Source organism: Micromonospora parva (genome assembly GCF_040649675.1).
In the GTDB taxonomy this organism is placed as follows: domain Bacteria; phylum Actinomycetota; class Actinomycetes; order Mycobacteriales; family Micromonosporaceae; genus Micromonospora; species Micromonospora parva.
In genome coordinates, this window is sequence record NZ_JBEZFX010000012.1 from 170,892 (window position 1) to 194,587 (window position 23,696).

Sequence of the window (23,696 nt, forward strand, 5' to 3'; positions counted from 1 at the left end):
GTGTCGGCGCCACCGCGCCCCGACGGATCGCGAGGATCGCCATGGCCAAGCAGCAGATCTCCCGGCAGCAGCAGCTGACCGAGCAGGCCCAGCGGGAACAGGACGCCGAGCGTAACCAGGACTTCGGGGACCAGGATTTCGGCGACCAGGCCGCGTCGGCCCGGCTGCCCGACGACCCGAAGGCGGCGGCGCCCAGGGACGCGATCGGCCGTCCGTCGACCGGCGAGCCGGTCTGATCGACCAGTGCGGGGTGGGGCGGGAACACTCCCGCCCCACCCGTCACTGTTCGCGCTCGGGCAGCCGCAGCAGCGGCGAGCGGCCCGGTGGCTGCTCGGGCGCGGGGCCGGACGGATCGGCCGGCGGCACCGGCACGGTCACCGGCTCGTCGCAGGTCACCCGCAGTAGCTGGTCGTGGTGGCGCAGCTCCACCACGTCGTCCGGGCCACCGTGGCGCAGCGAGTACGTCGTCTGGTGCGGTCGGACGTCCACCCGCAACGCCAGCCCGCGCCACTGCAGCGAGAACTCCAACCGGCTGAGCCGGCTGGAGAGCCGGGGGGCGAAGGACAGCCCGCCGTCGTGGTCCCGCAGACCACCGAACCCGCTGACCAGGGCGAGCCACGCACCGGCCAGCGACGCCATGTGTACGCCGTCGCGGGTGTTCTCGTTGAGGTCGTGCAGGTCCATCAGCGCTGCCTCACGCAGGTAGGTGTGCGCGAGTTCGGGGTGGCCCACCTCGGCGGCGAGCACCGACTGGGTGCAGGCCGACAACGACGAGTCGCGTACGGTGCGGCGCTCGTAGTAGAGGAAGTTGCGCACCTTCTCCTCGGGGGTGAAGGCATCCCCCCGCCAGTGCATGGCGAGCACCAGGTCGGCCTGCTTGACCACCTGCTTGCGGTACAGCTCGAAGTACGGGTAGTGCAGCAGCAGCGGGTACTTCTCCGCCGGGGTGTGGGTGAAGTCCCACTCCTGGAGCCGGGTGAAGCCCTCGACCTGCTGGTGCACGTCGAGTTCGTCGTCGTACGGGACGTGCATGGAGGTGGCGGCGTCCCGCCAGCTCGCGGCCTCCTCGTCGGTGACCCCGAGGTGGAACGCCTCGTCCCGGTAGCGCATCACCACGTCGGCGGCGGCGAGCAGGTTCCGCTGCGCCATCAGGTTGGTGTAGACGTTGTCGTTCTTCACAGCGGTGTACTCGTCCGGGCCGGTGACACCGTCGATGTGGAACCGCCCGTGCCGGTCGTGGTGGCCGATCGAGCGCCACAGCCGGGCGGTCTCCACCAGCAGCTCCAGCCCGATCTCCCGTTCCATCTGGGTGTCCCCGGTGACCATCACGTAGCGGCGCACCGCGTCGGCGATGTCGGCGGCGATGTGGAAGGCGGCGGTGCCGGCCGGCCAGTAACCGGATGATTCCGGGCCCTCGATGGTCCGCCAGGGGAAGGCGGCGCCCCGCAGGTTGAGCGTCTCGGCCCGTTCCCGCGCCGAATCCAGCGTGCTGTGCCGCCACTGCAACGCGCTGCGTACCGCGCTCGGCTGGGTGTACGTGAGCACCGGCAGGACGAACATCTCGGTGTCCCAGAAGGCGTGGCCGTCGTAACCGGGGCCGGTCAGCCCTTTCGCCGAGATCGGCCGCTGCTCGGCGCGCGCGCCGGCCTGCAACACGTGGAAGAGACCGAACCGGACCGCCTGCTGCACCTCCGGGTCGCCCTCGACCAGCACGTCGGAGGCGTCCCAGAACGCGTCGAGATAGTTGCGCTGCTCCCGGTGGAGCCCGTCCCACCCGTCCAGCCGGGCGCCGGCCAGTGCCGCGCCGACCTGGTCGCGCAGCGCCGGCAGTGACCGGCGACTCGACCAGCTGTACGTCAGGTACTTGATCACCCGCAGCTTCTCGCCGGGCTTGAGCACGCAGGCGATCGTGGTGCGCACCCAGTCCTGGTAGCCCTCTGACTCGATGGTGGTGTGGTCCGGGCCGTGCACCTCGTGCTCCATGGCGGCGGCGACCCGGAGACCGGAGACCTTGGTGCGGTGGATCAGCTGCCCGCCGTCGGGGGTGGTCAACTCCTCCTCGGCCAGCAGCGGCGACTCCAGCACCGCCGCGACCCGGGGGTCCTTGCTCTGCGCGGGCAGCGACTCGTTTGCCACCAACTCGGATTGCACGATGAGCCGCAGCGGGCCGTCGACGGCCTCCACCTCGTAGCTGATGGCGGCCACGGACCGCTGGGTGAACGAGACGAGGCGGGTGCTGCGCACCTTGACCTCACGGCCGGCGGGCGAGCGCCAGTGCAGTTCCCGGTGCAGCGTCCCGGCTCGCATGTCGAGGATCCGCTCGTGGGCGAGCAGCTCGCCGTAGCGCACGTCGAGCGGTTCGTCGTCGACGAGCAGCCGGATCAGTTTGCCGTTGGTGACGTTGACGATGGTCTGCCCGGACTCGGGGAAGCCGTAGCCCGCCTCGGCGTACGGCAGCGGGCGCAGCTCGTAGAACGAGTTGAGGTAGGTGCCGGGCAGGCCGTGCGGCTCGCCCTCGTCGAGGTTGCCCCGCAGGCCGACGTGCCCGTTGGAGAGCGCGAAGACCGACTCCGACTGGGCCAGCACGTCCATGTCCAGCCGGGTCTCCCGGACGTGCCACGGCTCGACCGGATAGGCGCGCTCACGAATCATGCGGAGCCCCGTTCGGTGGCGGTGGGGGTGGGCGTCGGTGGGTCGGCGACGTCGAGCAGGTCGGCGAGGTCCGTCACGACGATGTCGGCGCCGTGGGCGAGCAGCTCGTCAGCCTGCCCGACCCGGTCGACGCCGATCACGTAACCGAAGCCACCGGCGCGGCCGGCGGCCACCCCGGAGAGCGCGTCCTCGAAGACGGCGGCCTGTGTCGGGTCGACGCCGAGCAGCCTGGCCCCGGCGAGGAAGGTGTCGGGGTGTGGTTTGCCGCGCAGTCCCTGGGCGCGGGCGACCAGCCCGTCGACCCGGGCCTCCAGCAGTGACTCGAATCCGGCGGCGGCGACCACCTCGGCCCCGTTCGCGCTCGCGGTGACCACGGCGCGGTGCAGCCCGGCGGCGGTCGCCGCCTTCAGGTAGCGCACCGAGCCCGGGTAGACCTCGACGCCGGCGCTGCGCAGACGGTGCAGCAGCAGGACGTTCTTGCGGTTGCCCAGGCCGTTGACGGTTTCCGCCTCAGGCGGGTCGTCCGGGTCGCCTTCGGGCAGCACGATCCCCCGGGAGGCGAGGAACGACCGGACGCCGTCGGCCCGGGGCCGGCCGTCGACGTAGCGGTTGTAGTCCGGGCCGGGATCGAACGGTTGGAACGGCGTGCCGGAGGCCGCGGCGCGCTGGCGGAGAAACTCGTCGAAGGTCTGCGTCCAGGCGGCGTTGTGTACGCGGGCGGTCTGCGTCAGCACACCGTCCAGATCGAAGAGACAGGCGGTCACGTGAGCAGGTAGGCCCAGCACGGTACGAATCTATCCACCCTGCTGGACCCGCAAACCCATTTTCCGCCGCCCCGAGGCGGTTCAGTTCGGTCGCAGCGTCCAGATCACTGTCATCACCGCGGTTGGCTTTCCGCTCTCGGTGGCGATCTCCACGGCGACCGGGAATTCCGGACGCTGCCCGGCCTCCAGCTCCTCGATCACCTCGGCGGCCGGCCGGCCGAGTCGCGCGGTGGCCAGCACCGGCCCCATCGCGAGTTTCCGGTAGGCGATGTCGGCCCGGACGGCCAACGGCACGGCCCGGTCGAGCAGCTGCCCGAAGGCGGCCAGCACGACCGCGCCGGAGGCCGTCTCGCCAAGAGTGAACATGGCGCCGGCGTGTGGCCCGCCGATGTGGTTGTGGGTGGCCGGCGAGTCGGGCAGCCGGACGACCGCCCGGACGCCACCCTCCGCCTCGGGTGCCACCTCGACGAACTCAAGTCCGAGCGTACGAGCGAACGGCACCGCTTCCAGAATGCCGGCCGCCACCTGGCGGGAGTCGATAGTCATGACCCGACGTTACTCACCGGTAACCAGGCCGGCAACCAGCGGAGATCCGCCGACCGGGCACCCTCAGAGGTTGGCGATGGTGCGCAGGATCTCCGCGTAGAAGTTTCCGTCGATGCTGCGGAAGAAGGCAAAGTCCTGACCCGGGTCACCGAAGAACGGCCGCAGCGTCCAGGCCAGTTGGGTGCCGACGAAACCGAAGAGCAGGATCCAGATGTAGAGCAGGGTCATGCTCGCCGGCCGCTGCGTCGGCTCGCCGCGTCGGATCGGAGCGTTGTCCCACGGGCGCTGCGGCGGGTAGCCGGGCGGGAACGAGGCACCGGCCGGCTGCCCGGTCCACTGCGCCGGAACCTGCGCCGGAGCTGGCGCGGTGGTCACCGCGCCGTTCGACGTCGACTCGGCCACCGCCGCCCCGGCCGGCACGGCCACCGCAGTGGCACTCTGACCGGCGGGCGGAGTGCCGACCGGCGTCGCCCCGGCGGGCACCGCGGCCGGCACGGCCTGGACCGGCGCCGGGGCGGTGACCTGCTCGGTGGCCTTGGCGGTAGGAGCCTCCGGCGCGAGCAGGCCGTGGTCGTTGAGCACCTGCATGCCGCCGGTCAGGAAACGCAACCCGACCAGCGCCGACAGGGTCAGGATCGCCACGTTGAGCAGCTTGAAGAACCCGTAGTCGTTGGCGGTGATCAGGAAGAACAGACTGATCGGCGCGAACGCCACAGCGAGCATCGAGGTGACGGTGATCGCCACCATCACCAGTGCCAACGACTGCCGCACCGAGAGCCGGGCGCCGAAGACCAGGTTGAACAGGTAGAGCGTGGGCAGGCAGATGGCCAGCGTGACCAGGAACAGCAGTGGCAGCTTCAACGCCGAGGTCAGCGCCATCAGCGGGCTGTGGAAGAAGCCCAACACCGCCCCGTAACAGGCCAACGCGATGGCGGAGCTGGTCAGCATCCGCCCGGTCAGGCCGTTGAGGTCACGCTCGGCCACGATCTGCTGCCAGATGCCCTCGCGATCGCGCAGGATGCGCTCGATCACGAGCGGGCTGGGACGGTCACCCGACACGGGGACCCCTCTCGATGCTCTTGCACTGTGGACTGGGTGGGCAGACGGTAGGGCACCGGGTGGCCGGTCCGCCACCCCGCTCCGGCGCGTCGTCAGCGCCACCCCACGTCGATCCGGTCGCCACGCTCGTCGAAGAAGTGCAACGCGTCCATCCGCACCGAGACGGCGAGCGGGTGACCGGCACTGACCGCCGGGTACGGCGCCAGCCGCACCGCCAGCTCCGCCGGCCGTCGGTGGTGACGGCCCGGATCGGGGAGCACGCTGGTCTGGACGCCGCCTGTCGCGGGCTCCTGCGCCTCCACCGGCTTGCCGGTGAGCCGCTGCATCACCGAGCCGAACCGGCGCAGGCCGCGCTGGCCGACCGGCGGCGGATCGAGCGGGGTGCCCATCTCGTCCACCATGATCGCGGTCGCGCCGATGTCGAGGAACGCCAATGACTCGTGCCCGTGATGCTCCAGGTAACGGATCCGCCCGCGCAGCACGTCACCGGGGCTGTCCGGGGCGACCGGGGTGAGCGCCTCGGCACGCATGCCGACCACGATCCGCTCACCGTGGTAGTGCGCCACCGCCCGACTGCGGATGTCGTTCCAGGGCAGGTAGAGCGACTGGTCGCCGAGGTTGAGCGTGACGTACCGGTCGAGGTGGACGTAGACCGACGCCTCCAGCAGGTTCATCCGTGGGCTGCCCAGGAACGCCGCCACGTACAGCGTCGCCGGCCGGCCGTACACCTGGGTCGGGGTGCCCACGTCCTGGAGCACGCCGCGGCGCATGATGGCCACCCGGTCGGCCATGGTGAGCGCCTCGGCCTGGTCGTGCGTGACGTAGACGGTGGTGACGCCCAGCTCACGGGTCAGGCCCGAGATCTCCGCGCGCAGCTCGGCACGAAGACCACTGTCCAGGTTCGACAGCGGCTCGTCCATCAGGAACAGGCCGGGCCGGCGGACGATCGCCCGACCCATCGCCACCCGCTGCCGTTGCCCGCCGGAGAGCTGACCCGGCTTGCGGGCCAGCACGTCACCGATGCCCAGCGCGCTCGCCACGTCGCTGACCCGCTCACCCCTCGGCTCGGGCTCGATCCCGGCCAGCCGCAGCGGGAACGCGATGTTGTCGCCAACTGTCATGTGGGGGTAGAGGGCGAAGTCCTGGAAGACCATGGCGATCTTGCGGTCCCGTGGGGGGAGGTCGTTGGCCAACTCGCCGTCGAGCATCACCGCGCCGGTGGTGGGTTCCTCCAACCCGGCGATCATTCGCAACACCGTCGACTTGCCGCACCCGGATGGCCCGAGCAGCACCATGAACTCACCGTCGTTGACATCGAGATTGATGCTGTCGACGGCAACAGTGCCATCCCGGAAAACCTTGGTCACATCCTTGAGCGTGACGGTGCTCACCGTCTTCCCCCCCAGCGCGTCGGCCGAACCCTCCAAGACTGTGACCAGGATCATGGCGTTAGCACATCGGGTAAACGTCTTATGTTCGATCGATGTCGCTGCTATTACACGACAGACGGCCGATCAGCAGTGCGTGGACCTCTCGCCGGGCTCCCCGAGGAACACCTGGCGCACCACCCGCTCCGCCGCCCGCCCGTCGTCCATTGTGCAGAACCGGGCCCGGAACTGCTCACGCGCCTTCGCTGCCGAGTCCGAGCGCACCGCATCGGTGCGGAACACATCGAGAAGGTCGGCGAAAGTGGCGGCCACCGCGCCCGGCGGCTCGGCGGTGACGTCGAAGTAGACACCCCGGGCCAGCCGGTACGCCTCCCAGTCCGGGGTGTAGAGCACGATCGGCCGGTCCAGCACCGCGTAGTCGAACATGGCCGACGAGTAGTCGGTGACCAGCACGTCCGCCACCAGGTAGAGATCCTCCACCCGCTGGTGGCCGCTGACGTCCCGCACCCGCTCCCAGTCCTTCGGCCTACCCGGACGTCGATCCCGGTCGTGGAAGTAGTGGCTGCGCATCAGCAACCGGCCCGAGTCCCCCAACGCCTGCACGAAGCGGTCCGGGTCGAACGGTGGCCGGTAGCCGGGCAGGTGCTCGCGGTGCGTCGGGGCGTACAGGACGACCTGCTCGTCGGGGTCGAGACCGAACTCTTCGCGGAGTCGGCGCACCTCGTCCGGACCGGCCGTGACCAGGCGGTCGTTGCGCGGGTACCCCACCTCCAGGGTCGTGTACGTGGCCGGATACGCCCGGTCCCACATCTGGGTGGAGAAGCTGTTGGCGCTGATGCTGTAGTCCCAGCGGTCCACCCGGCGCAGCAGCCCGGCGAAGTCCATCCGGCCCGCGCCGATCGGGTAGCGCTGCTGATCCAACCCCATCACCTTGACCGGCGTGCCGTGGTGGGTCTGCACGTGCACCTGTTCCGGTCGCTTGCGGACGAAGTCCGGGAAGTTGACGTTGTTGACCAGCCACCGGGCGCGGGCGAGCACCCGGTAGTACGCCGGCGTGCCGGCCACCACGTACTCCACCCCGGCCGGCACGGCGTCCACCCGGTCCCGGCGCACGATCCACACCCCGCGCACCCCCGGCGCCAACCGGCGGGCGACCTCGTAGATGGCCGCCGGGTTACAGGAGTAACCCCGGTACCAGTACGCGGCGTACACCGCGAGCGTCGGGTCGATGGGACGTCGCAACTCAGCCCGGTAGTACTCGCGCAGCAGCCCGTCGCGGGTCAGCCGGGCACCGCGCCGGGCGACCGGGCCGACAGTGCGCCGAGCGGTGCGGGCCCGCCGGCGGGCGGCGTCCCGGGCCCGGCTGGCCGCCCGCAACGCGCTGAAGGTACGCCACCGGCCGGTGGCGACGAGCTTGTGTTTGATCCCCTCGACCCCGTCGGGCACCGGATAGCCGCCGGGCGGCAGCCAACGCTCGTAGTCGGCGGTGATCTGCGCGAAGAAGGCCTCCCGCAGCTCCGGCGCGATCCGCTGACCGTTGCCGAGCACCGTCAGGTAGTGCCAGATCATCCGTTCGAAGACCGCCGGCCGCAGCGCCTCCGTCGCCGACCCCCACGAATCCATCAGATGGAAGACCCGGTGCCACTGCGGGAAGACCTCGAAGTGCCGGTCACCCCGGGTCCGGGTGATCGCGCCCGCGCGGCGTTGGCGGTAGTTGACACAGACCCGGTCCAGTACGCCGATCCGCCGCGCCGCCATCAGCACCGGGTAGCTGAACGAGACGTCCTCGTACCAGCCGGGCGCGAAGCGCAGCCCCAGGTCGACCAGGAACTCCCGACGGACCAGCCGGTTCCACGCGGTGTGCAGCAGGTGCATCGCCTGCGGCCGGTCCCGCAACCGGAAGGTGCCCGAGCCCGGTGACTCCGGAAACACCTCCGCCATCGCGCTGCGGGTGGCGGTGTTGTTCCAGTGGGTGCGGACGTGATCGACGAGCAGGACGTCCGGGCGGGTGACCCGCAACCGTTCGGCGACGTCGGTCAGACACTCCGGCGCCAGCCAGTCGTCGCCGTCGAGGAACCACACGTACTCGCCGACGGCCCGGTCCAGCCCGATGTTCCGGGCCGGACCGAGGCCGACGTTCTCCGGCAACCGGACCGAGCGGACCCGCTGGTCGCGGGCCGCGTACTCGTCGATGATGTCGCCGCTGGCGTCCGGCGAACAGTCGTCGACGGCGATCACCTCGATGTCGGTCTCCGGCTGACCGAGGATGGAGTCCAGGCATTCCCGCAGGTATCCCTGCACCCGGAAGGCCGGCACCACGAAGCTGATCAGGGTCATCCGGCCGTCCCTCCGTCAGCGCGGCGCGGCACCTCCAACGCCCGCCGGCGCGACCGACGCCCGCGCGCTACGGGCCGGTCGCACGAACCAGGCCAGGACGACGCTCACCACGAAAACCACGAGAAGGTACGCACCGAGTGTAGCCAGTCCGACACCCGCAATACCGACGATCGCCGCGAGCGCCACCAGCACCGAACGTCCCTCCCAGCCCAGCGTCGCCGCGTGCAGCGGCGGTGCCGCCTGCCGCTTCTCCAGCCGGGCGGTCAGGTCGTAGTGGTGCACGGTGAGCACGAAGACGTACCCGAAGATCAGCCAGCCGGGCACCCCGCCGACCACGCCGACGGCGATCGCGAACAGGTACTCGGCGGCCCGCAACGCCGCCGGGACCAGCCAGTCCAGCGGACCGTTGTGCGCCGCCCCGGCGCCCAGGCCGCCGACCAGCAGCACCAGCAGCGCGACCGGCACCGCCCACCGGAGCTGATCGGGCGCGTCGTTCAGCAGCGCCCCGACCAGCAGCACCGCCGGGCCGAGCGCGGCGATCACCGCCAGGGTCAGCGGCCCCATCGGGCGCAGCACCGGCAACCAGCGGGCCAGCGGGCCGTCGTCGCGGTGCAGGGTGGCGTCGACAGTGTCCAGCACCGGCACCCACATCCAGCGGGCCCGCAGCGTCCGCAGCGCACCGGTGTACGCGAACGCCAGCACCCCCCAGACCAGCACGGCGATCAGGCTGACCAGCGGGTTGAACAGCGCCACGGTCAGCGCGATCAGCGCCCACCGCTCACCGATCGGGAAGACCACGGTCCGCTTCAGCCAGTACGACAGCGAACCGGTGTCCGCCTGCACCCGGGTCGACGCCGCGTTGAGCCGGTCACCGATCCCGCCGCTGGCGTTCGTCGCCGTACGCGGCCGACGGGCCGCCTCGTCGTGCAGCACCCCGTACCAGGTGTCGGTCATGTGCCGGACGGTCTGCAACGTCATCGCGGCGATCGCGAGCGCCCACCCGTTACCCAGCCCGGCGTGGCTCACCCCGAAGCCCAGACCGGCGTAGACCACGTACTCCTTGGCCCGGTCCGCCATCGTGTCCAGCCAGCCGCCCCAGGCGCTGAAGTGCCGGGTGTAGCGGGCCAGTTGGCCGTCCACGCAGTCCAGTACGAAGCCGAGATAGAGCAGCACCGCGCCACCGACCAGCGCGGGTCGCCCACCGACCCCGAACAGTACCGCCGCCGCCAGCGCGAAGAGCACCGAGATCACCGTCACCCCGGTCGGGGTGAGCCGGAGCCGCGCCGACAGCCGGACCAGGTACGGCGACCAGGTGCTGACGAAGTAGGTGGAAAAGAAGTCGTCCTTCTCCTTCACCGACAACCGCAGCTCGGCCCGGTCCTCGTCGACAGCGGTCACCGCCGCCTCGGCAACGGCCAGCCCGGCCGTGTCCTCGACCCGGTGCGCGACGAGCAGGCGTACCCGCTGGGCGAAGATCAGGGTGCCGAGCGCCGCGAGGCCCGCGAAGAGCCGGTCCACGGCGGGCCCGGGGGCACCGGCCGCGGCCGACCCGCCGGCCCCGGCGGTCGTCGGCAGCGGAGCCACGTCGCCGACCGGACCGATCGGGGCGGCGACGGGGAGCATTCCGGACGCGGCGGCCCGGGCGGCGGCCGCGAGGGTCGGCAGGTCGTCCACGCCGACCCGCAGCGCACCGCCGAACACGCCGGTGGCGTCCCCGTCGAGGGCGTCCAACGCGCCGGCGTCGACCACCTGGCCGCGCTCCTCCCGGACGGCGGTCCGACCGGGCACCGGCGGGTCGCCGAGCACCAGCGCCACAGTCGGCCCCACCGGGCTGGTGGCCAGGTGCCGCAGGACGGCGGTGTGCGCGACCAGGTCCGTTCCGGTGATCAGCACCGGGGCGGTCGCGGTGGCGACCAGGTCGGTCAGCTCGTCGAGGGTGGCGGCGAAGCGCACCTCGTCCGCCCCGGCCCGGCGCAACTGGGCGGCCAGTCGGTCGGCCAGCGGCTCACCGGTCGCCGTGGTCAGGCCCGCCGCGGATGGTCCGGCGGCGAGCACGATCGCGAGCGTCACCGCGGGACCGCGGCGTGGTACGCGTCGAGCGCCTCGGCGATGGTGCCGTCGAGCGTCAACCGGCCCGCGTCGAGGTACAACCCCCGACGGCAGAACCGGGTCAGGTCCTTTTCGTTGTGTGACACCAGCACCAGCGTGCGCCCCTCCCCGAGCAGACGATCAATCGTCGCGTAACACTTCTTGCGGAACTCCGCGTCCCCGACCGCGGTCACCTCGTCCATCAGCAGGATCGGGTGCGGCAGGTGCGAGATGATCGCGAAGCCCAGCCGCACCTTCATCCCCGACGAGTAGTGCCGCACCGACGTGTCGATGGCCCGTTCCACCTGCTCACCGGCGAACTCGACGATCTCGTCGAAGTGCCGCTTCAGGTAGCCCGTCGACAGGCCGTGCAGCCCACCGACCAGGTGCAGGTTCTCCCGGCCGGTCAGGTCGTTGGAGAAACCGGCTGACAACTCCAGCAGCGGCGCCACCGCGCCGTGCACCCGGATGTCGCCCTCGTCCGGAATGAGCACCCCGGCGATCAGCCGCAGCAGGGTGCTCTTGCCGGTGCCGTTGCGCCCGATCACCCCGACGGTCTCGCCGGGCTCCACGGTGAACGACACGTCCCGCAGCGGCCAGAACTGGCCGGGCAGCGCACCACGCGCGCCGCGGTGGATGAACAGCTCCCGCAGCCGCAGTTGACGGCGGCGGTTGCGGACGAACCGGATGCCCAGGCCGTCCGCCTCGATGATCGGCGTGGCCACGTCACAGCTCCTTGAGCACGGCGGGCTCCAACCGGCGGAACGACCACCAACCGGCGACCAGCACCAGCAGGCTGCCGACGACAGTGGTGGCGAGCAGACGGGCGTCCGGGAACTCGTCCGGGTACCAGATCGCGTGGTGCAGCTGGAAGATCCCCACCAGCGGGTTCAGCTCGTACACCACCTTCAACCAGCCCGGCAGACCGGACTCCCGGACCAGGCTGAGCGGGTAGATGATCGGCGTGGCGTAGAAGAGCACCCGGATGATCAGACGCATCAGCCGCTCCACGTCGCGCATCAGCACGTTCCAGGCGGACAGCAGCAGGGCCAGCCCGGTCAGCAGGACGGCCTGCACGGCCACCGCCAGCGGCAGGGACAGCAGCGACCAACCGGGGTGGATCCGACCGTGCGCCGCGTAGATCACCGCGATCGCGACCAGGATCGGCAGGCCGGCCGCGTACTCGGCGAACCGGCCGGTGACCCGGCCGATCGGGAAGACCTGACGCGGCACGTTCATCGTGGTGATCAGCCGGGACTGGCCGGTCAGCGCGTTCGTCGCCTCGCTCAGCGCCGAACTGGTCCACATCCAGGCGAAGATGCCGGTGATCAGGAACAACGGGTACGACCCGGCCGCCTCACCGAGGTGCCGACCGGTGTCACGGGAGTAGAGCACCCCGAAGACGAACCAGTAGATGGCGCCCATGCCGAGCGGCTCGATCAACGACCAGAAGTAGCCCAGCACCGACTGCTGGTACTTGACCGCCAGATCCCGCCTGACCAGGATGCGCAGCGAGTTGCGGTGCGACCACAACGCCGCGACGCCAGAGGTCACCGCCGCCTCCCGCCTCCTGAAACGGACGACAGGTTAGCAGTCGGTGAACGATTGCCCCGAATCGACCGGACTCAGCACTCGATCACGTTGACGGCCAGACCGCCCCGCGCCGTCTCCTTGTACTTGACCTTCATGTCGGCGCCCGTCTCCCGCATGGTCTTGATGACCTTGTCCAGCGACACCTTGTGCACACCGTCGCCGCGCAGCGCCAGCCGGGCGGCCGTGATCGCCTTGATGCTAGCCACCGCGTTCCGCTCGATGCAGGGGATCTGCACCAGGCCACCCACCGGGTCACAGGTCAACCCGAGGTTGTGCTCCATCCCGATCTCGGCCGCGTTCTCCACCTGCTCCGGGGTGCCACCGAGCGCCTCGGCCAACCCGGCCGCCGCCATCGAACACGCCGAACCGACCTCACCCTGGCAACCCACCTCGGCACCCGAGATCGACGCGTTCTCCTTGAACAGCACACCGATCGCGCCCGCCGTCAGCAGGAACCGCAGCACACCCTCGTCATCGGCACCCGGCACGAACCGGGTGTAGTAGTGCAGCACCGCCGGAATGATCCCGGCCGCGCCGTTGGTCGGCGCGGTGACCACCCGGCCGCCCGCCGCGTTCTCCTCGTTGACAGCGAGCGCGAACAGCGTCACCCAGTCCATCGCGTGCAGCGGGTCGACCGTCCCGGCCTCCGCCTCCAGGCCGCGCCGCAGCTCCGCCGCGCGCCGCCGAACCTTCAACCCCCCAGGGAGTACGCCGTCCCGCTCGCAGCCGCGCTGCACGCACTCCCGCATCACCCGCCAGATCTCCAGCAGACCGGCCCGGATGTCCGCCTCGCTGCGCCAGGAACGCTCGTTGGCCAACATCACCTCGCTGATCGACAGACCGGTGCGGGTGGTGACGTCGAGCAGCTGCGCCCCGGTCAGGAACGGGTACCGCACCACGGTGCTGTCCGGCTTGATCCGGTCCGCGCCGGCCGCCTCCTCGTCGACAACGAAGCCGCCCCCGACGGAGTAGTAGGTGCGGCTGCGCAGCTCCGCACCGGCACCGTCGTACGCCACGAAGGTCATCCCGTTCGGGTGGTACGGCAGCGACCGACGGCGGTGCAGCGTCAGGTCCCGATCCGGGTCGAAGGCGATCTCGTGCACGTCGAGGATGTTGATCCGCCGCTCGGCGCGGATCCGTTCGACCCGAGGACCGACGGTGTCCGTGTCGACAGTCTCCGGCGACTCACCGGCCAACCCGAGCAGCACCGCCCGGTCACTGCCGTGGCCGTGCCCGGTGGCACCCAACGAACCGAACAACTCGGCCTGCACCCGCGCCGTGTCAGTGAGCAACCCGTCGGCCTTCAACCCGCCGACGAACGTACGCGCGGCCCGCATCGGCCCCACCGTGTGCGAGCTGGACGGCCCGATACCGACACTGAAGAGGTCGAAAACACTGATCATGGCTGCGCTTCCTCGCCGTCGTCCCGGCGTACGGGACCCGGGCGGGTCGTGACCACCGGTCTGGCGGCCCCGATGGTGACCGTCCGGGGTATGGGTGCCGGCCTTCCGGGGTGTGGAAGGCCGATCAGCCAGCCTACCCGCCCAGGTCACCGCCCACCCGGTCCGGGACGTGAACACCCCACGACCGTCCCCCGCCCCCGCCCTCGCCCGGCCCCGTCTCGCCGCCTCGCCCTCGCCCGGCCCCGTCTCGCCTCGCCTCGCCTCGCCTCGCAAGATCGTGCTCGATCCAGGGTTTAGTGGCATCCGCCCGGTCCGAGGCCACCACAACCAGGATCGAGTGCGATCTTGCGAGGCGGCCCGGCGGAGACAGGTGGTGGCGGACGTTCGGGGAGGCGTCAGCGGGGGTCTGCCCGGGTAATGCACCTACGGGTCCACTGGTTGCCACTCCACCTCGGGACCGAGGGCGAGCTGGTCATCCCCTTCTACCGTGGATTGCAGACGCGGCGCACCGCCGCAGAGTGGGAGTACGACGATGAGTCGCAAACTGGTCCGGCCCCGTGAGGGGCGCATGCTCGCCGGTGTCTGTGCTGGCCTCGGTCGACGGTTCGGCATGTCCGCCGGGATGGTCCGGCTGCTGTTCCTGCTGTCCTTGCTGCTGCCCGGCACGCAGGTGATCGTCTACCTGATCCTGTGGGTGCTGATGCCGAACGAGGACCGCTACCTCGCCTCCACCGGCCACTGACCCCTCCCCGGTAAGACCAGATCTTGGACAGTTTCCGTCACGTGCTGACGGAAACTGTCCAAGATTGCCCCCACCGCTGCCACGCCGGCCGCGAGGGAGCCACCGGCGGCGGGCACGAAACCGGGCCGTCAGCGTCAGCCGGGCCGTCAGCAGCAGCCGGGCCGTGAGCCACCGGGCACCAGCCGAGAAGCGCCCGCTCCGACGGAAGTCGGTGCGGGCGCTTCGGCGTACGGGGGGGGAGGAGGTCAGGGCGCCACGTAGGTGACAGTGATCTGCTGGTAGCCGAGGGAGCGGAGCAGCCCCTCCAGCATCTTGCGGGTGTTCTCCTCGGCGCGGGCGGAGAGCCCGCTGTCCCGGGCGGCGGCGGTGATCCGCTCCTCGGCGAGCTGGTAGACCTGCTGCTGCCGGTTGGGGTCGTTGCCGACCAGGTCACCGAGTCGGTTGAGCAGACCGCGCTGCTCGGCGAAGACGTAGCTCTTCTCCATGTCGAGGTTGGTCTCGCCGAGCTGCGGCGCCGGCAACTTGATCTCGACGGACTTGCCGTCGGCGGACTGGACGATGGCCCCGTCACCGATCTTGGTGAAGTCGACGTACGCCTCGACGCTGCCGGCCCCGACGAACAGGGTGCGCTCGTTGAGCAGGAAGTCCGGAACGTTGCGCCGGTCGTTCTGGGTGTCGACCACGACCTGGAAGTTGCCCTCGGCGGCCACGTAGCGGCTGAGGTCCTGGATCGACTTGAGCAGCGGTGGCTGACTGCGGTCGGTCTGCTCCTTGGCGAACGGGTTGCGGAACTCCGGCAGGATGCCGGTCGCCTGAATGCCGAGCAGCACGATCACGGCCAGCGCGGCGGCGCCGAGCAGCAGGAGCAGACCTCGGGCCGCCCCACCACCCCCGCCGGTGCCACCGGTCGTCGGGCCACCGGGGCCAGCCGGGTCGGCGGGGTCGCCGGTGCCCTCCGGGGTATCGGTGGTCCACTCGGGTGTAGCGGTCGACCGCACCTTGAGATCGTCACCGGTCGGGTAACCGGGGAACTCCCTCGTGGGCTCGTTGCTGCCAGCGTCGCGGGCCATCACGCTCACCGTCCTCGTCAGACACGTCGTCTGTCAATGACGGTACGGCCCCGTTACGACAGTCGCGCGGCGAGCGCCAGGAAGCGACAAAGGAGCAGGTCAGGCGAATGCGGAGAGCCCGGTGAGCCGCTGTCCGATGACCAGTTGGTGGATTTCCGAGGTGCCCTCGTAGGTCAGCACGCTCTCCAGGTTGTTGGCGTGCCGCATCACCGGGTACTCGCCGGAGACGCCGTTGGCGCCGAGGATGGTGCGGCACTGCCGGGCGATGGCCAGCGCCTCCCGTACGTTGTTCAGTTTGCCCACGCTGACCTGCTCGGGCCGCAGCCGCCGGGCGTCGGCGAGCCGGCCCAGGTGCAGCGCGAGCAGTTGCCCCTTCACCAACTCGACGGCCATGTCGGCGAGCTTCGCCTGGGTGAGCTGGAACCCGGCCAGTGGGCGACCGAACTGGGTGCGGGTGGTGGCGTACGCCAGTGTGGTTTCCAGGCAGTCGCGGGCCGCGCCGACGGAACCCCAGACGATGCCGTAGCGGGCCTCGGTGAGGCAGCTCAGCGGCGCCTTGAGGCCGACCGCCTCGGGCAGTCGGGCGTCGGCCGGGAGCCGGACGTCGTCGAGCACGATCTCGCCGGTCACCGACGCGCGCAGCGACATCTTGCGGTGAATCTCCCGGGCCGTGACGCCGGGCGTGTCCATTGGTACGGCGAAACCCCGTACGCCCTCGTCGGTGCGGGCCCAGATCACCGCGACGTCCGCGATCGGGGCGTTGGTGATCCACATCTTTCCGCCGGTGAGCACCCAGTCGTCGCCGTCGCGGCGGGCCCGGGTGGCCATCGAGGCGGGGTCGGAACCGTGGTCCGGCTCGGTCAGGCCGAAGCACCCGATCGCCTCACCGGTGGCCATCGACGGCAGCCAGCGTTGCTTCTGCTCCTCGCTGCCGTAGCGCCAGATGGCGTACATGGCGAGCGATCCCTGCACCGAGACCAGCGAGCGGACGCCGGAGTCACCGGCTTCCAGCTCCTGGCAGGCGAGCCCGTAGGCGACCGCTGAGGTGCCGGCGCAGCCGTAGCCGGTCAGGTGCATGCCGAGCAGGCCGAGCTTGCCGAACTCGCGGGCCAGCTCCCGGGCGGGCACCCGGCCGTCCTCGTACCACTCGGCGACGTGGGGCCGCACCCGGTCGTCGACGAGTTGGCGGACGACGTCACGGACCTGCCGCTCCTCCTCGCTGAGCGACGGGTCCAGGTCGAGCAGGTCCAGCGGAGCGGTCATGGACGCCACCCTAACGAAGCTTCAGGCCGGGCCGCTCACTCGATCGGCTCGGAGAGCACCAGCACCCGGGCGTGGATCTGGTTGCGCTGCTGGAGGGCGGCGCGCAGCGCCCGGTGCAGCCCGTCCTCCAGGTAGAGCCCACCGTTCCACTGCACCACGTGCGGGAAGAGGTCACCGTAGAAGGTGGAGTCCTCGGCGAGGAGCTTGTCCAGCGCCAACTCGCGCTTGGTGGTGATCATCTGATCCAGGCGCAGTGGCCGCGGCGGGATCTCCGCCCACTGCTTGAGCGTCAGATTGTGCTCCGGATAGGGACGCCCGTCCCGGACCGCTCTGAAGATCACGACGGCACGCTCCCCTCCCCGTGGCCGGGCCGACCGACGGCGCCGAGCCGGGCCGCGGCGGGCACCGCGCGGCGCGGCACCGATGACCGTGCCAGCCTAGCCGCCCAGCGCACGCTGCGTTCTGCTCCCTGATGTCAGTTTCGCTATCGCTCGTCCGATCCTCAACCGGACGAACGGGACGTCCGCCTCAGTTCCACCGGCCGCGCCGCACAACCTCGTCCATCGGACGACGCCCCCGACGCAACGACGGTGACCGATGGTCAGCGGCCCGGTAACCGATTGTGACGGCACCGATGGGCTGGTACTCCGCCGGCACGCCGAACGCGTCCCGGTAGGTGCCGAGCCGCTGCGGCGGAATGCCGAAGAAGCACGCCCCCAGCCCCTCGTCCACCGCGGTCAGCAGCATCAGCAACGCGGCGAAGCCGGCGTCCACGTGCCAGTACGGCACCGGCCACCGGTCCGGGGACTGATCCGTCCAGCCCTTGTCCGGCTCCGCGTACCGCCGCAGGTAGGCCGACTCGTTGGCGTGCGGCACCACGATCAGCGGTGCGCGGCGCATGCCGGCGAGCCACCGCTGACGCCCACCCCCGTCGGGGGTGGTGGCAGCCCAGAACCGGTCCCGGTCGACCGGCTCCTCCAGCACCAGGAAACCCCAGCCCTGGGCGAAGCCGGCCGACGGCGCGCGGACCGCGTGGTCGAGCAGCCGGTCCACCACGTCGGGCGGGACCGGGCGGTCCGGGTCGTAGTTGCGCACCATCCGCCGACGGCGGACGACCTCGGCGAACTCCATCAGGCGCCGGGGCGGATGCCCCAGGCACCTCGCCAGGTCGTGCCGGGCTTGAGGGTGAGCAGGTCCTTGCCCGACCGGAACGCGTCCGGTGGGCAGGTCATCGGCTCGACCGCCACCGAGCGGCGCTGCCGCTCACCGGTGAGGGCGTCCCCGGTGAACACCTGCCACCAGCCGAACTCGGCATCCGCCCAGATGCTCACACCGGTCGCGCCGTCCGGCGCGGAGAGGCTCACCGACGAACCGCCGTCGGCGTCGCGGATCACGTCACCGAAGCAGGAGTCCAGGACGGCGGCGCCGATCCGGCGGGGGCTGGTCCAGTCGTACTCGGTGCCGGCCACCGGGGTCACCCCCACCGGCAGCAGCCGGCCGTCCACCAGCACCCGGCTGCGGGTGGGCAGCCGCAGCACCAGGTCGTCCACCGCGACGCCGGGCAGTTGCAGGTACGGGTGCACGGAGAAACCGAACGGCGCCAACTCCCCGCCGATGTTGGTCACCTCGTGCTCGGCGCGCAGCCCGTCCGCGTCGACGCTCCACCGGCTGCGCAGCCGCAGCGGCCACGGGTAGCCGAGCTGCGGCGGCAGGTGGTAGCCGACCGTCACGGCGTCCGCGGACTGCTCCAGCAACTGCCACGGCACCCAGTTGACCAGCCCGTGGATGGCCACGTGCCGCTCCGGCTCGGTCAGTGCGAGCTGGTGCGTCCGCTCGCCGAACGAGTAGCGGCCATCGCGGATCCGGTTCGGCCAGGGGGCCAGCACCTGCCCGGTGCAACCCGGGCAGACCTCGTCGGTCCGGTACCCGTCGATCACGTCGACGCCGTCATGCCGGTACGTCCGGAGCCCACCGCCCACCTCCACGATGACGGCCTCGTGGCCGGCGGCGGAGATGGTCCACTGGGCGCCGGAGAACGGGCGCTGATCGGGGCTTTCCATGCCGGCGACCCTAACCGGTCAGGCCCGGTCGCCGCTTGACGCCGTCGCCGCCCGGTAACGCAGCAGCACCGGGAACGCGACAGCGAGCACCACCACGAGCACCGCGGAGGCGAGCCCACCGGCCACCCAGGCCACCCCGCCGCCGAACCCGGCAGCCATGGTGCCGGCCCGCAGGTCGCCCAGGCGTGGCCCACCGGCCACCACCACCGTGTTGACGCCCTGGAGTCGGCCGCGCATCCGGTCCGGCGCGTAGACCAGCAACATGGACTGACGCAGCACCGCGCTGATCAGGTCGGCGGCGCCGGCCACGGCGAGCAGCACGACCATCAGCCAGAGCTGGTGGGCCAACCCCGCCGCGGCGATCGCCAGGCCCCAGCCGACCACCGCGAGCACCAGGCCGAGCCCCTGCCGGCGGAGCCGGCCGATCCAGCCGGAGGTCAGCCCACCGATCATCGAGCCGATCGCGATGGCGCTGTAGAGCAGGCCGACCGAGCCACCGCCGCCGAACCGCTCGTGCGCGATCTCCGGAAAGAGAGCCCGCGGCATGGCGAGGATCATCGCGATCAGGTCCACCGCGAAGGACAACAGCAGGACCGGGGTGGTGGCCAGGTAGCGGAACCCGTCGATGACGCTGGCCAGGCCGGCCTTTCGGGCCTGGCCGTCGGCGGTGGGCTCGGGCGGCAGCGACGGCAGCCGCAGCGCCGCCCAGAGCATCGCGGTGAACAGCACCGCGTCCAACCCGTACGCGATCGGCAGCACCACAGTGGTGTCCGGCGAGGCGGAGAGGATGAGACCGGCGGCGAGCGGGCCGGCGACCGAGGCGGCGGTGAAGGTCGTGTAGTTCAGCGTGGTGGCGGACGCCACCAGGTCGTCCGGCACCAGCCGGGGCAGCATGGCGCTGCGGGCCGGCGAGCTGATCGCGAAGGCCACCGACTGCACCGCCATCAACGCCAGCAGCAGCACCGGGCTGCCGACGTCCAGCACCGCCTGGAGCAACAGACCGAGGGTGGATGCCCAAAGCAACAATGAGCCACCGAGCAGCACCGCACGCCGGTCGCGGGCGTCGGCGACCGCGCCGCCCCAGAGCCCGAAGACCAGCAACGGTACGAAGGCGGCAATCCCCAGCAGGCCCACCCAGAACGAGTCCCGGGTCAGGGCGTACATCTCCACCGGCACCGCGACGGCGGTGAACTGGAAGCCGAACATCGCCACGGTGTTGCCGAGCCAGAGCCGCCGGTACGCCGGGACCCGCAGCGGACGCACGTCGATCGCCCAGCGGCGCGCGGCGCGCGGCCGGGTCTCCTGCACTCCCGTCACGGCGCCAACCGCTCGACGATCCAGGCACCCTCGTCCCGGCGACGGAAACGGAGCCGGTCGTGCAGCCGGCTGGCCCGACCCTGCCAGAACTCCACCGACTCGGGTTGCACCCGCAGCCCGCCCCAGTGCGACGGGGTCGGGATGTCGGCCTGGCCGGCGAAGCGTTCGGCCACCTCCTGGTACCGCTGCTCCAGCGCCGCCCGGCCCGACACGACCTGCGACTGAGGGCTGGCCCAGGCGCCCAGTTGGGAGCCGCGCGGCCGGCTGGCGAAGTACGCCTCGCTCGTCGCGCGGTCGACGGGCGTCACCCGCCCGGCGACCACCACCTGACGCTGCATGGGAAACCACGGAAAGACCAGGCTGGCGTACGGGTTCGCGGTCGCCTCGACGCCCTTGCGCGACAGGTGGTTGGTGAAGAAGACGAAGCCCTCCGGGTCGTACCCCTTCAACAACACCGTCCGCCCGCTCGGCCGGCCGGCCGGGTCGGCGGTGCCCACCACCATGGCGTTCGGTTCGGGCAGCCCGAAGGCCACCGCGTCGGCGAACCAGCTGTCGAACTGGGTGTGCCAGTCGGCGGCCAGGTCAGCCTCGGTCAGGCCCAGGTCCGCGGCGTACTCGTTACGCATCGCGGCCGGGGCGGGTGTGTCACCCGTCACGTCCCCACTCCTTCTCGGGGGCCCCGCCAGCACCCTCCCGCGCTGACCAGCCCGCCCTGCCCAGTCTCACTGAGCCAGGCGGAGAATGCGCGTCCGGGGATGTCGCGTGCAGCACAGTCGCAGCGGGTCGCGTATCCCTTACTCAGCAGGCAAGATGTTCCGAACACATCCCTGAGGGTCGCCTAAGGCGCCCGGCCGATCGGGCCGGATGAGCTGTTCGGGCGCACCGACCAGATCCAGGAGAGCGACATGGCCGATTTCAAACCCGGGCTGGAGGGCGTCGTCGCCTTCGAGACCGAGATCGCCGAACCTGACCGTGAGGGCGGCGCGCTGCGCTATCGCGGGGTCGACATCGAGGATCTGATCGGCCAGGTGTCGTTCGGCAACGTCTGGGCACTGCTGGTCGACGGCCGGTTCGGGCCGGGCCTGCCGCCGGCGGAACCGTTCCCGGTGCCGGTGCACTCCGGTGACATCCGCGTCGACGTGCAGTCCGCAGTCGCCATGCTGGCCCCGTACTGGGGTCTCAACCAACTGCTGGACATCTCCGACGAGCAGGCCCGTGAGGATCTCGCCCGGGTCTCGGTGACAGCGCTCTCCTTCGTCGCCCAGTCTGCTCGCGGCCTCGGCCTGCCGGCCGTGCCGCAGAAGGAGATCGACAAGGCGCAGACCATCGTCGAGCGGTTCATGAAGCGCTGGCGCGGCGAGCCCGACCCCCGGCACGTCAAGGCCGTCGACGCGTACTTCATCTCGGCCGCCGAGCACGGCCTGAACGCGTCCACCTTCACCGCTCGCATCGTCGCCTCCACCGGGGCGGACGCGGCGGCCTGCATCTCGTCGGGCATCGGCGCCCTCTCCGGCCCGCTGCACGGCGGTGCCCCGTCCCGGGTGCTCAGCATGCTGGAGGCGGTCGAGCGCAGCGGCGACGCGGAGGGTTACGTCAAGGGTGTCCTGGACCGCGGCGAGCGGTTGATGGGCTTCGGCCACCGCGTCTACCGCGCGGAGGACCCGCGCGCCCGGGTGCTCCGGCGCACCGCCAAGGAGCTGGGCGCGCCGCGCTTCGAGATCGCCGAGGCGCTGGAGAAGGCCGCCCTGGCCGAGCTTCAGGCCCGCCGCCCGGACCGGGTGCTGGCCACCAACGTCGAGTTCTGGTCGGCGGTGGTGCTGGACTTCGCCGAGGTGCCGGCGCACATGTTCACCTCGATGTTCACCTGCGCCCGGATGGGCGGCTGGAGCGCGCACATCCTGGAGCAGAAGCGGCTGCAGCGGCTGGTCCGCCCGTCCGCCCGCTACGTCGGCCCGGAGACCCGCAAGCCGTCCGACGTCGAGGGCTGGGCGGCCATTCCGCACGGCGTCTGACCGGTACGAAAGGGGCCCTTCCTCGACGCCGGGCGTCGGGGCGGGGCCCTTTTCGGTGGCTGCCGGCGCCAACTGTGGCGAAGGCCTCAGACCTGCCCTCGGGGGCCCGGCTTCCACCGATGGGTCCGGGTGCGAGGATGGGGGCCGGCAGTGTCGCCGGCCCGCCCTCGCCCTTGCGGAAGGATCTTCAAGACCGTGGCTGACGCACCGATCATCCGGATTCCCGATGAGATCAAGCCCGCCGACGGACGTTTCGGCTGCGGCCCGTCCAAGGTCCGCCCGGCGGCGGTGTCCGCTCTCGCCGAGGTCGCGACCACCTACCTCGGCACTTCGCACCGGCAGAAGACGGTCCGTGACCAGGTGGCCCGGCTGCGCTCCGGCATCGCCGAGTTCTTCTCGCTGCCCGAGGGCTACGAGGTGGTGATCGGCAACGGTGGCACCACCGCGTTCTGGGAGGTCGCCACCTTCGGCCTGATCCGCGACCGGGCCCAGTTCGCCAGCTTCGGCGAGTTCGGCGCCAAGTTCGCCAAGTCGGTCAAGGAAGCCCCGTTCCTGGGTGAGCCGACGGTCCGCAAGGCCGACGCGGGCAGCGCCCCGACCCTGGTCGCCGAGTCCGGCGTGGACGCGTACGCGACGCCGCAGAACGAGACCTCGACCGGTGTGGCGGTTCCGATCAGCCGGGTGGCCGGGGCGGACGAGGGCGCGCTGCTGCTTGTCGACGCGACCTCCGGCGCGGGTGGCCTGGACGTCAACGTCGGCGAGACCGACGTCTACTACTTCGCTCCGCAGAAGTGCTTCGGCTCCGACGGCGGGCTCTGGCTGGCTCTGATGTCCCCGGCCGCACTGGACCGGGCCGCCGAGATCAAGGCGTCCGGGCGCTACATCCCGGCCTTCCTCGATCTGGTCACCGCGATCGACAACTCGCGGCTGGAGCAGACCTACAACACCCCGGCGCTGGCCACCATCTTCCTGGCCGCCGAGCAGACCGACTGGATGAACGCGCAGGGCGGTCTGGCCTGGGCGGCAAAGCGCACCGCCGAGAGCGCCGCCGCGGTCTACGGCTGGGCTGAGCGGTCCAGCGTGGCCACCCCGTTCGTCACCGACCCGTCGTTGCGCTCCAACGTGGTCGCCACCATCGACTTCGCCGACGAGGTGGACGCCACGGCGATCGCCAAGGCGCTGCGCGCCAACGGCATCGTGGACACTGAGCCCTACCGCAAGCTCGGTCGTAACCAGCTGCGGGTGGCGCTGTTCCCGGCCGTCGAGCCGGCCGATGTCGAGGCGCTGACCGCGTCCATCGACTACGTGGTCGAGCGACTCTGAGGTTCGTCACGTTCGGTGTCCGTGGAGGCCTCCACGGACACCGAACGTGATCATCGCCGCAGCTCAGTCACGACATGCG

At 71.1% G+C, this 23,696-nt stretch carries 21 protein-coding genes; 4 read left to right on the forward strand and 17 right to left on the reverse strand.

The genetic code is table 11. From position 1 onward, the window contains the following. The first annotated feature begins 41 nt into the window (after positions 1-41). Positions 42-236: a hypothetical protein gene (locus AB0C03_RS27225; RefSeq protein WP_030329585.1), complete on the forward strand. Its 195-nt coding sequence runs from the start codon at positions 42-44 to the stop codon at positions 234-236. Between the two features lie 43 nt (positions 237-279). Here AB0C03_RS27225 and AB0C03_RS27230 read toward each other — a convergent pair whose 3' ends face one another. The 10 genes from AB0C03_RS27230 to AB0C03_RS27275 form a co-directional block, all read right to left on the reverse strand. After that, on the reverse strand, positions 280-2,652 hold the full coding sequence (locus tag AB0C03_RS27230; protein ID WP_030329587.1) for a glycoside hydrolase family 65 protein: 2,373 nt from the start codon (positions 2,650-2,652) through the stop codon (positions 280-282). Further along, a complete protein-coding gene (locus AB0C03_RS27235; RefSeq protein WP_030329589.1) occupies positions 2,649-3,437 on the reverse strand; it encodes an HAD family hydrolase in 789 nt (262 codons plus the stop codon). Before AB0C03_RS27235 ends, AB0C03_RS27230 begins: the two co-directional genes overlap by 4 nt. Before the next feature lie 60 nt (positions 3,438-3,497). After that, on the reverse strand, positions 3,498-3,962 hold the full coding sequence (locus AB0C03_RS27240; RefSeq protein WP_030329591.1) for a DUF4442 domain-containing protein: 465 nt from the start codon (positions 3,960-3,962) through the stop codon (positions 3,498-3,500). Positions 3,963-4,025: 63 nt separating this feature from the next. Beyond that, positions 4,026-5,021: a hypothetical protein gene (locus AB0C03_RS27245; RefSeq protein ID WP_030329593.1), complete on the reverse strand. Its 996-nt coding sequence runs from the start codon at positions 5,019-5,021 to the stop codon at positions 4,026-4,028. A gap of 92 nt (positions 5,022-5,113) precedes the next feature. Continuing rightward, on the reverse strand, positions 5,114-6,412 hold the full coding sequence (locus AB0C03_RS27250; protein ID WP_030329594.1) for an ABC transporter ATP-binding protein: 1,299 nt from the start codon (positions 6,410-6,412) through the stop codon (positions 5,114-5,116). Between the two features lie 123 nt (positions 6,413-6,535). Then, the gene (locus AB0C03_RS27255) at positions 6,536-8,746 is read right to left on the reverse strand and encodes a bifunctional glycosyltransferase/CDP-glycerol:glycerophosphate glycerophosphotransferase (RefSeq protein ID WP_210864959.1); all 2,211 of its coding nucleotides are present in this window, start codon (positions 8,744-8,746) and stop codon (positions 6,536-6,538) included. Between the two features lie 15 nt (positions 8,747-8,761). Continuing rightward, positions 8,762-10,816, reverse strand: a complete 2,055-nt coding sequence (locus AB0C03_RS27260; protein ID WP_030329597.1) for a DUF5941 domain-containing protein — start codon at positions 10,814-10,816, stop codon at positions 8,762-8,764. Continuing rightward, positions 10,813-11,559 (reverse strand): ABC transporter ATP-binding protein, encoded by a 747-nt coding sequence (locus AB0C03_RS27265; RefSeq protein ID WP_030329600.1) that lies wholly within the window; start codon positions 11,557-11,559, stop codon positions 10,813-10,815. The genes AB0C03_RS27260 and AB0C03_RS27265 overlap by 4 nt, the downstream gene beginning before the upstream one ends. A 1-nt stretch (position 11,560) precedes the next feature. Then, on the reverse strand, positions 11,561-12,388 hold the full coding sequence (locus tag AB0C03_RS27270; RefSeq protein WP_030329602.1) for an ABC transporter permease: 828 nt from the start codon (positions 12,386-12,388) through the stop codon (positions 11,561-11,563). Between the two features lie 71 nt (positions 12,389-12,459). After that, positions 12,460-13,830: an L-serine ammonia-lyase gene (locus AB0C03_RS27275; protein ID WP_210861797.1), complete on the reverse strand. Its 1,371-nt coding sequence runs from the start codon at positions 13,828-13,830 to the stop codon at positions 12,460-12,462. A 532-nt stretch (positions 13,831-14,362) separates the two neighbouring features. Here AB0C03_RS27275 and AB0C03_RS27280 point away from each other — a divergent pair. Beyond that, positions 14,363-14,572, forward strand: coding sequence for a PspC domain-containing protein (locus tag AB0C03_RS27280; protein WP_030329606.1), 210 nt, complete (start codon positions 14,363-14,365; stop codon positions 14,570-14,572). A gap of 245 nt (positions 14,573-14,817) precedes the next feature. Here AB0C03_RS27280 and AB0C03_RS27285 read toward each other — a convergent pair whose 3' ends face one another. From AB0C03_RS27285 to pdxH, 7 genes are all read right to left on the reverse strand, one after another. Next, positions 14,818-15,642, reverse strand: coding sequence for a DUF4230 domain-containing protein (locus AB0C03_RS27285; RefSeq protein ID WP_030329609.1), 825 nt, complete (start codon positions 15,640-15,642; stop codon positions 14,818-14,820). Positions 15,643-15,741: 99 nt separating this feature from the next. After that, a complete protein-coding gene (locus tag AB0C03_RS27290) occupies positions 15,742-16,905 on the reverse strand; it encodes an acyl-CoA dehydrogenase family protein (RefSeq protein WP_030329610.1) in 1,164 nt (387 codons plus the stop codon). A 35-nt stretch (positions 16,906-16,940) separates the two neighbouring features. Continuing rightward, positions 16,941-17,246 carry a type II toxin-antitoxin system VapB family antitoxin gene (locus AB0C03_RS27295; protein WP_030329612.1) on the reverse strand — a complete coding sequence of 102 codons (306 nt, stop codon included), beginning with the start codon at positions 17,244-17,246 and terminating at the stop codon, positions 16,941-16,943. A gap of 187 nt (positions 17,247-17,433) precedes the next feature. Beyond that, the gene (locus AB0C03_RS27300) at positions 17,434-18,036 is read right to left on the reverse strand and encodes a nitroreductase family protein (RefSeq protein ID WP_030329614.1); all 603 of its coding nucleotides are present in this window, start codon (positions 18,034-18,036) and stop codon (positions 17,434-17,436) included. Next, on the reverse strand, positions 18,036-18,965 hold the full coding sequence (locus AB0C03_RS27305; RefSeq protein ID WP_357639737.1) for an aldose 1-epimerase family protein: 930 nt from the start codon (positions 18,963-18,965) through the stop codon (positions 18,036-18,038). The genes AB0C03_RS27300 and AB0C03_RS27305 overlap by 1 nt, the downstream gene beginning before the upstream one ends. 18 nt (positions 18,966-18,983) lie before the next feature. Continuing rightward, entirely contained in the window at positions 18,984-20,282 is a 1,299-nt protein-coding gene (locus AB0C03_RS27310) for an MFS transporter (protein ID WP_030329617.1), read from the reverse strand. Next, on the reverse strand, positions 20,279-20,908 hold the full coding sequence (gene pdxH / locus AB0C03_RS27315) for a pyridoxamine 5'-phosphate oxidase (protein ID WP_051708239.1): 630 nt from the start codon (positions 20,906-20,908) through the stop codon (positions 20,279-20,281). The genes AB0C03_RS27310 and pdxH overlap by 4 nt, the downstream gene beginning before the upstream one ends. A gap of 279 nt (positions 20,909-21,187) precedes the next feature. Between pdxH and AB0C03_RS27320 the strand changes: the two genes are divergently transcribed. Then, positions 21,188-22,294 (forward strand): citrate synthase 2, encoded by a 1,107-nt coding sequence (locus tag AB0C03_RS27320; RefSeq protein ID WP_030329620.1) that lies wholly within the window; start codon positions 21,188-21,190, stop codon positions 22,292-22,294. A 195-nt stretch (positions 22,295-22,489) separates the two neighbouring features. Further along, positions 22,490-23,617 carry a phosphoserine transaminase gene (gene serC, locus AB0C03_RS27325; RefSeq protein WP_210864962.1) on the forward strand — a complete coding sequence of 376 codons (1,128 nt, stop codon included), beginning with the start codon at positions 22,490-22,492 and terminating at the stop codon, positions 23,615-23,617. The last annotated feature ends 79 nt before the right edge of the window (positions 23,618-23,696 follow it).